Origin of the sequence: Caldanaerobacter sp. (genome assembly GCF_049701115.1) — a bacterium.
GTDB lineage: Bacteria > Bacillota > Thermoanaerobacteria > Thermoanaerobacterales > Thermoanaerobacteraceae > Thermoanaerobacter.
In genome coordinates this window covers 1-14,135 of sequence record NZ_JBNATX010000021.1, presented here as the reverse complement: position 1 = coordinate 14,135, position 14,135 = coordinate 1, and the positions used below count along the sequence as shown (strand labels likewise).

Annotated in this window: 19 protein-coding genes; 18 read left to right on the top strand and 1 reads right to left on the bottom strand. The window is 40.2% G+C overall.

Annotated features, from left to right (window positions below):
• Nucleotide 1: 1 nt before the first annotated feature.
• Genes ACPLVE_RS07250 through ACPLVE_RS07240 form a run of 3 tightly spaced genes read left to right on the top strand, consistent with a single transcriptional unit; the run spans nucleotide 2 to nucleotide 1,127 of the window.
• A complete protein-coding gene (locus ACPLVE_RS07250) occupies nucleotides 2-421 on the top strand; it encodes a phage tail tube protein (protein ID WP_424610901.1) in 420 nt (139 codons plus the stop codon).
• A gap of 20 nt (nucleotides 422-441) precedes the next feature.
• On the top strand, nucleotides 442-801 hold the full coding sequence (locus tag ACPLVE_RS07245) for a hypothetical protein (RefSeq protein WP_424610900.1): 360 nt from the start codon (nucleotides 442-444) through the stop codon (nucleotides 799-801).
• A 50-nt stretch (nucleotides 802-851) separates the two neighbouring features.
• Nucleotides 852-1,127 carry a phage tail assembly protein T gene (locus tag ACPLVE_RS07240; protein WP_424610899.1) on the top strand — a complete coding sequence of 92 codons (276 nt, stop codon included), beginning with the start codon at nucleotides 852-854 and terminating at the stop codon, nucleotides 1,125-1,127.
• Here the strand turns inward: ACPLVE_RS07240 and ACPLVE_RS07235 are convergent, their stop codons facing one another.
• Nucleotides 1,128-1,484, bottom strand: a complete 357-nt coding sequence (locus tag ACPLVE_RS07235; RefSeq protein ID WP_424610898.1) for a hypothetical protein — start codon at nucleotides 1,482-1,484, stop codon at nucleotides 1,128-1,130.
• A 179-nt stretch (nucleotides 1,485-1,663) separates the two neighbouring features.
• On the opposite strand from ACPLVE_RS07235, the gene ACPLVE_RS07230 reads away from it, so the two are divergent.
• The 15 genes from ACPLVE_RS07230 (at nucleotide 1,664) to ACPLVE_RS07160 (ending at nucleotide 13,956) form a co-directional block, all read left to right on the top strand.
• Complete coding sequence (locus ACPLVE_RS07230) at nucleotides 1,664-4,573, top strand: tape measure protein (RefSeq protein WP_424610897.1); 2,910 nt, start codon at nucleotides 1,664-1,666, stop codon at nucleotides 4,571-4,573.
• 2 nt (nucleotides 4,574-4,575) lie between these two features.
• Nucleotides 4,576-4,926 (top strand): DUF6711 family protein, encoded by a 351-nt coding sequence (locus ACPLVE_RS07225; protein WP_424610896.1) that lies wholly within the window; start codon nucleotides 4,576-4,578, stop codon nucleotides 4,924-4,926.
• 45 nt (nucleotides 4,927-4,971) lie between these two features.
• Nucleotides 4,972-7,284, top strand: coding sequence for a LamG domain-containing protein (locus ACPLVE_RS07220; RefSeq protein WP_424610895.1), 2,313 nt, complete (start codon nucleotides 4,972-4,974; stop codon nucleotides 7,282-7,284).
• A 13-nt stretch (nucleotides 7,285-7,297) separates the two neighbouring features.
• Entirely contained in the window at nucleotides 7,298-7,549 is a 252-nt protein-coding gene (locus tag ACPLVE_RS07215) for a hypothetical protein (RefSeq protein WP_424610894.1), read from the top strand.
• A 583-nt stretch (nucleotides 7,550-8,132) separates the two neighbouring features.
• Nucleotides 8,133-8,630 carry a hypothetical protein gene (locus ACPLVE_RS07210; protein WP_424610893.1) on the top strand — a complete coding sequence of 166 codons (498 nt, stop codon included), beginning with the start codon at nucleotides 8,133-8,135 and terminating at the stop codon, nucleotides 8,628-8,630.
• 12 nt (nucleotides 8,631-8,642) lie between these two features.
• Nucleotides 8,643-9,476 carry an HNH endonuclease signature motif containing protein gene (locus ACPLVE_RS07205; protein WP_424610892.1) on the top strand — a complete coding sequence of 278 codons (834 nt, stop codon included), beginning with the start codon at nucleotides 8,643-8,645 and terminating at the stop codon, nucleotides 9,474-9,476.
• Nucleotides 9,477-9,662 carry a hypothetical protein gene (locus ACPLVE_RS07200; protein ID WP_424610891.1) on the top strand — a complete coding sequence of 62 codons (186 nt, stop codon included), beginning with the start codon at nucleotides 9,477-9,479 and terminating at the stop codon, nucleotides 9,660-9,662.
• 13 nt (nucleotides 9,663-9,675) lie between these two features.
• Nucleotides 9,676-10,596 carry a hypothetical protein gene (locus ACPLVE_RS07195; RefSeq protein WP_424610890.1) on the top strand — a complete coding sequence of 307 codons (921 nt, stop codon included), beginning with the start codon at nucleotides 9,676-9,678 and terminating at the stop codon, nucleotides 10,594-10,596.
• A gap of 17 nt (nucleotides 10,597-10,613) precedes the next feature.
• Nucleotides 10,614-10,874: a hypothetical protein gene (locus ACPLVE_RS07190; protein ID WP_424610889.1), complete on the top strand. Its 261-nt coding sequence runs from the start codon at nucleotides 10,614-10,616 to the stop codon at nucleotides 10,872-10,874.
• A complete protein-coding gene (locus ACPLVE_RS07185) occupies nucleotides 10,874-11,029 on the top strand; it encodes a hypothetical protein (RefSeq protein ID WP_424610888.1) in 156 nt (51 codons plus the stop codon). The genes ACPLVE_RS07190 and ACPLVE_RS07185 overlap by 1 nt, the downstream gene beginning before the upstream one ends.
• Before the next feature lie 53 nt (nucleotides 11,030-11,082).
• Nucleotides 11,083-11,322, top strand: coding sequence for a hypothetical protein (locus tag ACPLVE_RS07180; protein WP_424610887.1), 240 nt, complete (start codon nucleotides 11,083-11,085; stop codon nucleotides 11,320-11,322).
• On the top strand, nucleotides 11,319-11,546 hold the full coding sequence (locus ACPLVE_RS07175; protein WP_424610886.1) for a hypothetical protein: 228 nt from the start codon (nucleotides 11,319-11,321) through the stop codon (nucleotides 11,544-11,546). The genes ACPLVE_RS07180 and ACPLVE_RS07175 overlap by 4 nt, the downstream gene beginning before the upstream one ends.
• Nucleotides 11,536-12,279, top strand: coding sequence for an N-acetylmuramoyl-L-alanine amidase (locus tag ACPLVE_RS07170; RefSeq protein ID WP_424610885.1), 744 nt, complete (start codon nucleotides 11,536-11,538; stop codon nucleotides 12,277-12,279). Before ACPLVE_RS07175 ends, ACPLVE_RS07170 begins: the two co-directional genes overlap by 11 nt.
• A complete protein-coding gene (locus ACPLVE_RS07165; RefSeq protein WP_424610884.1) occupies nucleotides 12,279-12,638 on the top strand; it encodes a phage holin in 360 nt (119 codons plus the stop codon). Before ACPLVE_RS07170 ends, ACPLVE_RS07165 begins: the two co-directional genes overlap by 1 nt.
• A 124-nt stretch (nucleotides 12,639-12,762) precedes the next feature.
• Nucleotides 12,763-13,956, top strand: a complete 1,194-nt coding sequence (locus tag ACPLVE_RS07160; RefSeq protein ID WP_424610883.1) for a tyrosine-type recombinase/integrase — start codon at nucleotides 12,763-12,765, stop codon at nucleotides 13,954-13,956.
• Nucleotides 13,957-14,135 lie beyond the last annotated feature (179 nt).

Here is a 14,135-nt window from a genome sequence, read left to right as displayed (position 1 = left end):
AATGGCTGAAATTATAGGGCTTGGCACAAAATTTCAGAGGGAAGGAGCAACAGCGGGAACTTTTGTAGATATAGCACAAGTAGCAAGTATTACTCCCCCACAACTTGAAGCTGATGATGTGGAAATAGAGGACCTTGGCATAACCGACGGCTACAAAAAATATATCCCTGGGCTTCTCGATGCCGGAGAAGTATCATTGACACTAAATTTTGACAGCACCAATACCGGCCACAAGGATTTGTTGAATGATTTTAATAGCAGAGCTATAAAAAATTACAAAATAGTACTTCCAGATGGCGGAGAATGGGCATTTTCGGGTTATGTAAAAGGATATGCTCCTCAAGAAATATCAGAAGGCGATCCAATACAAGTAGAAGTTACAATAAAAGTGGTAGGCAAACCTACATTTACCGCTATATAAAAATTTAAAGGAGGATGTTTATGGCATATTTGAATAGAGAACAAATTTTACAGATTCAAGATTTACCTACTGAAGATGTAGAAGTTCCTGAGTGGGGTGGAAAAGTTAGAGTAAGAGGCTTAACAGGTGCTGAAAGAGATAAATTTGAAGCAAGCATAGTTGTTAGAAAAGGCAATAGAACTGAATTTAATCCAGAGAATATGAGGGCAAAATTAGTGGCTATGTGTGTTGTGGATGAAAATGGGAATCGTTTGTTCACAGATGAAGATATAAAAATTCTTGGTCAAAAATCAGCGACTGCTCTTGATAGAATATTTCAGGTAGCACAAAAGCTTTCTGGATTGAGGCCAGAAGACTTCGAGGAGATGCAAAAAAACTAAGAGAAAGGCCAGAGCGGAGATTTTATTTCCGCCTGGCCTTAGCTTTAGGCATGACAGTAAAAGAATTGTTGTCAAGAATAGACAGTCAAGAGCTAACAGAATGGATGGTTTATTATACTTTAGAGCCTTGGGGAACCGAAGTGGAGGATTTGCGAACTGGCATTGTTGCTTCTACAATTGCTAACGTTAATCGCGACCCTAAAAAACAAAAAAAGCCGTTTGCTCCTAAGGATTTCATGCCAATATGGGATAAACCTAAACAACAGGAGCAAACAGTAGAAGAACAAAAGAAAATTATCGAGATGTGGAAATCAATACTTGGCTAATTACATGTCTGTTTTTACTTTTTGTGTTACTTTGTTGTTTTCAAATATGACTGTAATTAGTGATTTGCCAACCTGCCATGAGTAATTTTTGATTTCAATCTTACCGGCAGGTGTGTCAGCGGTGCTTTCAGTCTTTTGTACAGGCTCTTTCCCAATAAGAGATTGTACTTGTTCGAAAGTCATTCCGGTTTGAATTTTGTTGTATATAGCGTCTGCATCTTCTTTTTGTTTTACTTGTGTTGTTTTTGTGGGTGTGGTGGTGCTGGAAGTTTCTTTGTTTTGTGGGCTTCCACCACATCCCACTAACAAAGCGAATAAAAATAAGAATAGCACAGTCAGCACTAATATTTTTTTCATAAAATCTACCTCCATTCTAAAATATTTTCCATCTTTATTATACATTATTTGCTTTTGAATTATAAGCAGGTCCTTTTTAAAAGTGAGGTGATATAATGCCAAACATTGGAACATTAACGGTAAGGCTCGTTGCAACAGCTACACAATTCGAAAAAACTTTACAACAGGCCACGAAGACAATGGCAAAGACGGTTGTTAATATACAAAAACAAGCTGATAGTATGCGAAATATTGGCACTGCTATGACTTTAGGGGTAACAACACCTTTACTGGGAGCAGGGATAGCAGCTCTTAAAATGGCTGGTGATATGGAACAAACACAAATAGCATTTACAAACATGCTCGGTGGTGCACAGAAAGCACAAGAATTTTTAAAACAGCTTGCTAAATTTGCGGAGAAAACGCCTTTCGAATTTAAAGACCTAACAAAGCAAGCAAGGCAGTTAATGGCCTTTGGTTTTGCCGCCGAAGATATAATTCCAATGTTAACAGCAGTCGGGGACACAATTTCGGCTATGGGCGGTAACGCAGAGATGATTGATAGGGTTACGCTTGCTCTTGCAAAAATGCAAGCGAAACAAAAAGTGTCAGCTAAAGAAATGCTTCAGCTTACAGAAGCAGGTATTCCGGCATGGGGGTATCTGGCACAGTCGATAGGCAAATCGGTACCCGAAACCATGAAACTAGCGGAAAAAGGACTGATTCCTGCAAATATTGCAATAAATTCTATACTCAGCGCTATGGAGAGAGACTTTGGTGGCATGATGGCAAAACAGTCTCGAACTTTGCTTGGCTCATGGTCAAACCTCTTGGATGTTCTAAGCAGAGTAACTACTAACTTTGGAGAAATGATTAATAATACTTTAGGGATAACACAAAAAATACAAACGTTAACAACGTGGTTAGAAAATTTTGCAGATTCTTTAGAAAAGTTAAATCCAGCATTAAAAGCAACAGTTGTTTGGTTAGGAATAGGTGTTATATCAATAGGACCATTATTATTGGGTTTAAGCATGCTTGTACGAATAAGTGCCTTTGCCGGTATAGGGATTGCGCTTTTGTCTTCTATGACGGCAAAAGCAGCTTTCGCTTTTGCTTCTTGGCGGGGCGGGGCAGCTTCACTTATGGAAGCTCTGACATATTTTGTTGGCAGCAAAGCAAGACTTGTCATTTTGAGCATAACTGGCATAATAGCTGCAACAATACTTATTATCAACTACTGGGATAAACTTCGTGCTTTTGCGGTATCCGTATGGAATATTATTGGTGGTATAGCTCTTTATGGCGCATCTCTCGTCGTTCGTGGGGTTGGTCTGATTATATATGGAGTGAGTGCTATTATTCCGGCCTTCAGGGGTGCTGCAAATGCGGTTCTGGGCCTTGCCAACAGTCTTAAATCAGCAGCGGCACAATCCTTCGCATCGGCAAAATCGGCGCTAACGATGGCAAGCGCAGGGCAACAGATAGCGCAGAACCAGCAAGGTATAAGTAAAGTAGGTCAGCAGGCCGCAAACAGTCAGGAACAACTTGCAAAAGCTACGGAAGACGCTGCAAAAGCTGCAGAAAATAATATACAGAGTTTTGATGAAGTTCACCAAATCCAAGACCAGATAGCTCAGAGTCCGGCAAGTACTATAGAAGCTCCAACAGTAGATATACCAGCAACAACGGTAATTGGAAGTATCGGAGATATAGGTGCAGATATAGCAACAGGAATAGGGCAGCAAATCAGCAGCATAGCAGATAAGGCTTCAGCGGCTTGGGCGCGGCTACAACAAGCTATAGAACCCGTTAACAGAGCTATACAGTGGATAAAAGATAATTGGACAACAATAGGTCCGATAATCGAAGGTATTGCAAGTATTATTATGGTATTGTTAGTACCTGCCCTTATCAAGGCAGGGATAGAAGCAACAATTAACGGAGCTAAAATGGTTGCTGCATGGGTTATGCAGGGAGCAGCGGCCCTAGTGCACGGAGCAACTATTGTCGGGCAAATCCTTTTAACAGCTGCAAAATGGGCGTGGTTAGGAATACAAGCATTAGCTAATGCCGGTAAAGTAGTTTTGGCATGGGCTATGCAAGGTTGGCAAGCTGTTGCAAGCGTAGCAATTCAATTAGTACAGTTTGCACTGTTAGGGGCAAACTGGATATGGTTAGGTATACAGGCTGGTATTGGAGCTGCACAAGTTGTAGCGGCTTGGATAATGCAGCAGGTACAGGCAGTTGCAAGCGTTGCTGTACAAATAGCACAATTCGTTTTGCTTGGCGCTAAATGGGTTTGGATGGGTATAACAGCAATGGCTAACGCTGCTGTTATGGCTGCTGCATGGTTTGTAGCATTAGGGCCTGTTGCTTGGGTAATTGCTACTATTACACTGGTAGCAGCAGTAGTAGCTCTAAACTGGGAAACAGTTAAAACAAAAACGATTGAAATATGGGAAGCAGTATCGACATGGCTAAATGATAAGTGGGAATGGATAAAAACAATAGCTAATTCCGCTTGGGGAGTGATTAAAAAATATATAATAGACCCGATGGCAACTGTCCAAAACTGGTTAAGCACTACTTGGAATGACATTTCTACAAAGCTTTCTAACATTTGGAATAGTATCAAAGATACTGCTGCAAAAGTTTGGGACAGTATAGAAGCAGCTATAAAAGCCCCCATAAATGGCATTATTAGAGCAATTAACTGGATGATAGACGGATTAAATAGGATACATTTTAGTATACCAGAGTGGGTACCGGGATTGGGTGGCAAAAGTTTTGGGTTCAATTTATCAAAAATCCCCATGTTAGCTGAGGGGGGCATAGTAACAAGACCTACATTAGCTATGATAGGCGAAGCTGGGCCTGAAGCGGTAGTACCACTTAGCAGAGCACAAAGTAGCGACGATATAGCTCAAGCAGTGTATCAGGCAATAATAGACGCTTTTAGGATACAAAATGTTACACAAAGTAATTCTGAAAAAGAAATAGTCCTGAAGATTGACAGCACTACATTTGCACGTATTATACTTCCTGCCATCATAAAAGAAGGGCAACGTCAAGGCATGAATCTTGTTGTTAGACCGCAGGAGGTGTAAGTATGGCATTGATTAGTATAGCTGGCATTAGTATGCCTGACCCCGCGGAAATAAAAATCGGTAGGTATGATTTGACAAAATCCGAAAGAACAGCGTCTGGAAAGATGGTCATGGAAATAATAGCAACAAAAAGGCGTGTAGATTGTGTTTGGAAAATGATAAAGGACGAAGACTTAAAAAAAATAATTGATACCATAACGGCACATAAGCCGTTTTTTTCTTTCTCTTATCCCGATGCAGGCGGCACAGCAACAATGATATGTTATGCAGGAGATATAAACACTTCACTTTGGTACACAGTTAATGGTGTACGATATTGGCAGGAAGTGACAATTGCTTTTATTGAGCAATAATGAGGTGGTGATATGTATCCGATAACACAGGATTTTTTAGAGCAAATGAAAGCGACAGAAAGAAGAGTCTATGGTCGCATTCAGATCGATTACACAGACCCTTTCTTGGACCAGAGCATACAGGTTTCTGCATCTGAGCAAGCTAACGTGTCCTACCCTGCTCAAACCGCCGATGCAGTAGCCGAGCCTTTCGCTAAAATTGCATCTTTGGACGGCTCATGGATTCTTGACGGCACATATGCCCTTGCACCTTCTACAGCAGAGGAAGCCACAACACATCAGATGGGCTGGTGGGGTTCGCAATTGGCTGGAGCAGACGGCAGTTTTACAGCACCATATCCGACGCTGACAGTTACATTCTTTAGTCGTCCTATTACGCAGTTAAAAGTAGTAGGCGACAGCAAGAGAGGCGAGTATCCTGTTGACTTTGACATAAACCTCTATGACGCAAGCGGGGCTATTCTCTACACAGAAACGGTTGTTGGCAATACGCAGGTAGTATGGCAAAAGACGCTTGCTAATCCCATTACGCAGGTAACAAAGATGGACTTGGTTGTGAAGAAATGGTCTCATCCCGGTAGGCAGGTAAAAATCCTTGAATTTTTCACCAGCATACAGGAAGTCTATGAAGGCGACGATATACTGCTTATACACCTGCTGGAAGAAAGGGAAGTGTCACAAGGTAGTTTGCCGGTTGGGAATATCAGTGCGAACGAAATAGATATACGTCTCGATAATAGCACAAGAAAATTTGATGCAGGAAACAAGCAAAGCCCGTTGTACCAGCTTTTGAAGCAAAACAGAAGGATAAAAGCGTGGCTTGGGCTGAAAGGAGAGGGTGAAGGAACAAACTTACAGCAAAGCGTAGATTTTACGCAGGGTACACTTAACAACCTTGTAGTAGTAGACGGCAAACTCCAGCTACCCAGCGTCGCTGCACCGACGTTTACAAGGAACAGCGTCGCATATCTAAGCGACGGCACGCTTGTAAACACAAACCTTCCCCGCTATGAAAATGGCAAATTCGGTCAGGCAATCATGGTGGAGGAGGGGACGACGAATTTATGTCCTAACCCACTTGCTAAAAATGATTTGACTAATATTATTACAATAACAACCGGTGGAGCAGTAATGACAATTTCAAGAGTAACTTTTTTACCTACAGGCTGCCCATTTGCTACAGGTGTACAGGCAAATGTAACAACTAGGGGTGATGCAAATGTAGTATTTAGCCTTGAAGGAACAAGTGCAATTTCCGTTTCTCCTAATACAACATATACTTTGTCAGGTTGGGTATATATTCAAAGTAATACCATTTCGACAATCGGAATCAGGCCTATTGAATGGTCAAGTACTGGAAGTGTAATAAAAGATTGGGGAATAAATTCACCCCTAACCACGGCAGGGCAATGGCAGAGAATTTCATTTACATTTACAACACAATCAACAACAGCGTTTGTATCATTAAGATTTGTAATAAGTGGCACAGGAATTACTTACATTACGGGCGTTCAATTCGAACAAAAGCCCTACGCCACCTCATTCATCGACGGTACACGTGCAGCCGAGACCCTGACCATCCCCACGGCTGGGGCGCTGAACCCGCAGGAGGGGACGGTGGAATGCTGGGTATACGTTGACCCTAATGTGCATAAGGTTACTGGTTCTGGGTGGAATATGACTTTTGTGGTAAGCGACTCATCTATAAGTGAACCAAACCAGTTGAGGTTTGGCTTCAATAGAACATCAGGTAAGTGGCATGTAAAAACTGTTAACAGTGATGGTATATTTTGGCATGCTGAATACACAGTATCTAGCGGCTGGCACTATTTTGCACTCGCTTGGGACAAAGCTACTACTACGGCGAAGATGTATGTGGATGGTGTAGTAGTAGCTTCAAACACGGTAGCGCCACTTCCTTCGGCTTTTGCCAGAGTTGCTTATATTGGTTCGTGGATTAATGGCAGTTACCAACTTAACTCCCTCATCGACGACCTCCGCATAAGCAACAGAGCAAGGACGGATGCGGAGATAGCGGCGGCGTATGCAAGCGGACAGGCGTTGCCTGTGGATGAGTGGACGACGTATCTATTGCGGTTCGACGGAAACCTAAACTTTGGGCAGGGTGGATACTGGCAAAGCCCCGAATATGACTTGACAGCAGTAGGCACGGCGGTAGGCAGCAAGATAAGCTGGCAGGAGGATGCGGACGGGATACAAAGAAGCGTATATGCAAAGCTGGACAATCAAGCTGATTGGGTAGAAGTGCAAAATGGCGGTAAGCTACCGATAAATTACGGTGATGTGCTGACAGGTAGGAAGCTACAGCTTAAAGCAAAGCTGCTTAAATCAGTGTAAGGAGGTAAGGAGAATGGCAAACTTTATTATCGAGTTTACCCCTTTCGAGGCAAACAATAACGCACAGCTCATTACCACCGCTACCGTCAAAAACCCTGACACAGGCGAGGTTTACTTTACAGAGCCAGTAATTGTGGACGTAACAGCAGACATGACACCAGAGCAAATCAATGAGGTAGTTAAGCAGAAAACATCAGGCTTTGCGGCAAGGGTAGAAGCAATCGAGTTAGCCAAGCAGTTTGCGGGAACTGTACCGCAAATATAAGGCGGTGGTATGAGTGTATAACTTACAATTCACGGTCAACCACGAAGAATGGGTACCTCTCGGTGTCTTCTGGTCTGGCGACTGGTCTGCTCCCGAGGACGGCGTGTATGCCCAGACGACCGGACGGGACAGGCTGGAACTTTTACGGAAGAGCACATACAGTACAAGCACAGTGCAGCAAAACAAGACACTATACGATTTAGCGGTTGCAATTCTTCAGGACGCAGGTCTAAAACCAGAGGAATACTGGGTTGATACAGAACTACAGCAGTATACTGTGCCCTATGCATACTTTGAGCCACAATCGCACAGGGAAGCGCTGAGGAAAATAGCCGAGGCTTGTTTAGGGCAAGTCTACTGTGACCGCAACGGTGTAATCAGGGTAGAAGGGCCAAGCTACCTTGCGAGCAAGACAAAAGCTGACTTGGTAATAACACCTGATGACTATTTCAGAAAGGATAATCCTGTCAGGTGGGGGCAGATTGCAAACTATGTAGAGGTTGAGACACAACCGCTAAGGCCCGACGTAACGCAGGAAGTTTATCGCAGCAATGACCCTGTTAGCATAGCAGCAGGACAAACCTTGACGCTGACGATATATTACAACCAAACACCGTGCATAAATGCCAGTGCGAGCTTGCAAGGTGCTACAAACACAGTCATAACCGCTGTAACCTACTATGCATGGGGAGCAAATATAACGCTCAAAAATAACGGCACGTCAGCGGAAAGCGTAACGATAGTTGTGAATGCACAGCCGCTAAAAGTGATGAACAAAGAAAAAGCAATAGCACAGGATACACAAAGCATTACTGATAATGGGCTTATTCGATATACATTTCCAGCTAATCCGCTTGTGCAGACGCTAAGCATGGCACAGACAATAGCGAATAAGCTTTTGCAGAGCTTTAAAGACCCAAGGCGGGATTGTGAGATAGAGTGGAGAGGTAATCCTGCATTGTTGTTAGGCGACAGAGTAAGCGTTATAGATAACATAGAAACGAACGACTATTACGTGATAAGACAGGAAATTGAATACGATGGGGCGCTAAGAGCCCGTCTTGCTGGCCGTCGTGCATAAGGAGGGTTAATTATGCTATATTATTGTGATTTTTGTGGGAAACTTTTTAAGTTGTCTGAAAATCAAAGATACAAATTAAAAAAAGGATTAAGAAAACATGCTTATTGTAGTAGGGAATGTTATGTTAAAGCTATAAGTGGGGGAATAAGCCCGTATTGGAAAGATGATGTACCAAAGAAAGCAACATGTGCTTATTGTGGTAAAGAATTTTTATTAACTAAGCAACAGAGAACGTCTTTAAGAAAAAACAAAGCCAAAAAAGTATTTTGCTCAAATGAATGCAGATTAAATTATATTAAAGCAAGTAAACCACATAATTGGAAAGGTGGGAAATATAGAAGAAAAGATGGTTATGTAATGGTTTATGCTCCTAATCATCCTTATGCCGTTAAAGGGTATATATTAGAACATCGTTTAATCATGGAAAAAGCTATTGGTAGACATTTAAATCTTGAAGAAGTTGTACACCATATTAATGGAATTAGAAGTGATAATAGGATAGAGAATTTGATGCTTTTCCAAAATGATAATGAACATCAGATTTTACATGGTAATCAACGTAAGATAATTTCAAAATATATATGCCCAACCTGTGGGAAAGAATTTTTGTTAAGTAAAAACCAAAAATATTATTTACAAATAGGACGAACAAATAAGGCTTATTGTAGTTTTGATTGTTATGTAAAAAGTTTTGATTCAAGAAAAGAGGTACAATGTGCAAACTGCGGTAAAATCTTTATGCCAAAGCCATCACAATGGTGGAAATTTAAAAATAGTATAACCAAACAGGTATTTTGCAGTCGTGAATGTGCAGATGAATTTAAAAGCGGAAGGAAGGTGGAATAATTGGCATGGATAATACCTAAAGTGAATTGGACTACTCCCGCCTTTCCTAATTACGCTGATTTTAACCGCATTGAAGGTAATATAGCAGAACTAAAAAAAGCAGCAACAATAGAAATAGAGAACAAATACTTTACATCAAACAATGTAGAAGGCGCTTTAGCAGAACTAAAGGCTTTATGTAGATAGAGAGGTGATGTAGATGGCATGGCAAACACCAAAGACAGATTGGACAGCTAAAGACGCAGTTACTGTAAATGATTTAAACCGCATTGAAGGGAATATTGCAGAGCTTAAAAAAGCAGCAACAATCGATGTAGCAGATGTGGCAGGTAATTTTACTTCCAGTCCCAAAACAGTTGAAAATGTATTAAATGAAATCGCAGGTGATGTAAAAAACGGCAAAACTGCAATAGCAAACGCAATCACAAGCATGGGTCAAAGTGCAGCAGCAACAGATACATTTGATACGCTTGCCACAAAGATAAGGGCAATATCTACCGATGCAACGGCAGTTGAAGGAGATGTACTGTCGGGGAAGACTTTTTATGCAGGGGGAAGTAAAAAGACAGGGAATTTGGTTATAGATGGAACAAAATTTATAAAAAGCATTCAAAGTGGAACATCTGGATGGGCAGATGGCACAGTAAAAATTCCGATAAATCCTGTAGACACGAACAAAGCTATCATATTGATAGAGCCTTACGCAGCATATTCTTCAAGCTGGTATTTATATCTTAAAAATGCTTATTTTTCAGCATCTAATGAAATTTCCGTTGTAGTAGGCTCTTATCAAAACACACCTAATGCAGCAGACTATGTATATCGCAGTTTTGTGTGGAAAGTAATTGAATTTCAACCTAATATAATAAGGTCAATACAGAGGGGAAGCGGATATACTTTTAGCAAATATGTAGATATCACAATAAGTCCAGTAAACTTATCTAAAAGCATTCTTTTTGTACAAGGATTTGCTGTGGTTGCAGGTAGTAGCGAATATTATATATATACGGCAGCAGCAGGAACGCTTATTAATAGTAACACTTTAAGGATTTTATATCATAATAGTGCAACTAATTTGTTTTCGGTAGACTATTTTTGGCAACTTGTTGAATTCGCGTAAAAAGGGAGTGATTGACAATGACATATATTTATGCACAAATTGACGAAAATAATAAGGTGATTGGTATATCTATGCTGGCAGATAAAGTGGAACATCCTAATTTAATTCCCTTAGACACATACGATACAACACTTATCGGAGCTGTATATGACCCTGCAACAGGGGCTTTTACAAAAGTAGAAGAACCCGTACCACCTCCACCTGAACCAAACCCACTTGAACAACGTATAATTGACCTTGAAATAGCAATAGCGACACTTCTTGGGGGTGGTGTATAATGGCTATGCCGACGTGGAAGAAAAACATTTTTGTGCGTGTAGTTAAATTTCGCATGGAAACGGAAAATAAAACAGCAGAAGAAATTTTACTTGACTATCCAGCTTTGACACAAGAAGAAAAGCAGGAAATATTACAAGCACTGATACAGCCATAAAGCAGGTCTACGTCTGCTTTTTATTTTTGACTCTGTAGGAAAGGATGATGCGGATGGAACCTACGGCTGTAATTGACTATGGCCTTGCTGCTTTCGCAGTAGCAGGCATTTTGTACGTGATAACGCTGTTCAACACAAAGAAAAGAGAACAACAAATAGCAGAAGTGATTGACAACAACACAAAAACAATGCAAAAACTCTTAGAAGTAATACAACAGCTGCAAATCTCTTTAGTTAAGCAGGATGCAAAAATAGATGAGTTACTCGAGAGAGTAAGGAGTGGAGGAAAATGAAATATTCTAAATTTATCGTCGCACTTGTGATACTGCTAAACACACTCTTTACAGCAGCAGTTTTGTATGTGTTTTTGCGGGTAGGTACAGAGCCTACCACGCTCATCGGGGCTTGGTTTGCATTCACGACAGGAGAGTTGTGGATGCTTGCGACGATAAAAAAGCATGAAATACGGTTTGGCGAAAACGAAAAGAATGGTGGTGATAACAAAGATGGCATATAGAATTTTCATAGACCCCGGACATGGTGGGAAGGACTCTGGGGCTGTTGGAAATGGACTAAAGGAAAAAGATTTGACGCTTGAAATCTCCAAAATGATACGGCAATATCTTCTAGACAACTACACAAACATAGAAGTACGCTTAAGCCGTGAATTCGACGCTTTTTTAGATTTAGCGGACAGGGCAGAAAAAGCAAATACTTGGGGCGCTGATATTTTTGTGAGTGTACACATCAATTCTGGCGGTGGTACTGGTTTTGAAAGCTTTATACACATAAATGCTAATACAGACGCAGTGAAATTACAGGGACATATTCACAACGAGGTAATAAAAGCAACGGCATTTACAAACAGAGGAATGAAAAGAGCAAATTTTGCTGTTTTAAGGCTTTCCAAAATGCCAGCAATCCTTACAGAAAATGGTTTTATCGACAACATAAACGATGCAAATAAGCTTAAAAATAAAGACTTTCTACAAGCAATAGCTGTAGCACATGCGGAAGGAATAGCGAAATATTTCGGATTACAGAAAAAGGAGGAAAAGATTATGGGAAAACTCTTTAAGGACGTTCCTGACAACCATTGGGCAATCAAGGACATAGAATGGGCGAAAAATGTGGGGCTTATGAAAGGCTATGACGATGGAACTTTTGGCTTAGGCAAAAACATCACCCGTGAAGAGCTTGCAGTAGTATTGCATAGACTTTATGAGAAATTTATAGGAGGGAATAAGTAATGTCTGAATTATGGTATAACGTCTTATACAATCTGTTGCTTTTAATTGTTACGCTTGCAGCAGCTTATTTAGTAGCATTTTTAAAGAAAAAAGTCGGCGCAGAAAAACTAAAGCAAATAGAAATAGAATTGGAAACAAAACAAGAACTTGCAGCTATTGCTGTTCAATTTGTAGAACAGGTTTATAGAGATGTTTTAAAAGGTGAAGAAAAGTATAATAAAGCTGCTGAATGGCTTGTGAATCAATTTAAAAAATTAGGTTTAGAGTTTACAGACGCAGAAGTGAAAGGGCTCATAGAAGCAGCTGTAAGAGCTTTTAAAGACACGTTCGGAGAAGAATGGGCTAAGCAAACTGAATAATCCTCTTCCTTGTGCTTGGGGCCCTTCGGGGCCTGTTTTTTTATTTTATGATAAGAAAATAGAGGATTTCGGTAATGAATGTCGAATGAATTAATATAAAAATATAAACACAAAAGGTGATATTATGCCAGGTTCGATTGAAAAACGAGGTGAGAATTCATATCGGCTTGTTGTATCTGCTGGATATGGGCCTGATGGAAAAAGGAAAAAATATACTAAAACGATAAAAGTACACGGCAAAACAGAAGCAGCAAGATTAAAAGAGGCTGAAAAAGAGCTTGCTAAATTTATCGCAGAGATTGAAGGCAACACGTTCATTGAACCTTCCAGATTAACTTTTAAAGCATTTGTTGAAAAATGGCTAAAAGAATATGCGGAGGATAATTTAGCTCCAAAAACTCTACATCGTTACAAAGAAATGTTAGAAAAACGCATAATTCCTGCATTAGGGCATTTGAAATTAAACAAAATTAAACCTGTACATATACTTGAGTTTTTGAATATGTTAAAAGAGGATGGTGCAAGATTAGATGGTAAAGAAGGTGGTTTATCACCTCAAACAATAAAACATCATTATCGTCTTATTCATGCCATTTTTGAAGATGCAGTTAAATGGCAGCTTATTTCTTCGAATCCGGCTTCTAATATTGAACCACCGAAAGTCCCCAAAAAAGAAGCTGGCTACTATAATGAAGAAGAGGTTAAAAAACTCATCAAAGCACTTGAAAATGAGAAATTAAAATACAAGGTTGCGGTTATGGTTACTCTAGCAGCAGGATTACGTATTGGTGAGCTTATGGGATTAAAGTGGGAACATGTTGACTTTGAGAATAACACGATAAAAATAGAACAGGCAAATCAATATTTGCCTGGAGAAGGTACCTTTACTAAAGATCCTAAAACAGAAACATCAAAAAGACTAATAGCTATGCCAAAAGAAATAATGGATTTACTTAGAGAATATAAAAAAGAACAAAATATCGAGAGGCTGAAAAAGGGAAGTATGTGGATTGATACAGGATATGTATTTACACAATGGAATGGACAACCCATGTATCCATATACCTTCACAAAATGGTTTCCTAAATTTTTAGAAAAACATGGGTTACGGCGAATAACATTTCATCAACTCAGGCATACGTCTGCAACTTTATTAATTAATGCAGGAGAGAATGTAAGAACTGTATCGGCACGATTAGGACATAGTAATGCATCTACTACCATGAACATATATGCTCATGCATTGAAATCAGCGGACAGAAACGCTGCTGACAAAATTGCAAATTATTTATTTGAAAAAAATAAAAACCAGGCTTGATAGCCTGGTATATTTTTGTGTTATTTAGATATTTTCGGTTGATTTTGTCACCAAACTGTCCCCAATTTAAGCTTAATTTTGTATTTGTTATATTTATCCATCCTTGAATCTCTTGATTTTAGGCACAATAATGGCAGGGGAGACAGGACTTGAACCCGCAGCCCACGGTTTTGGAGACC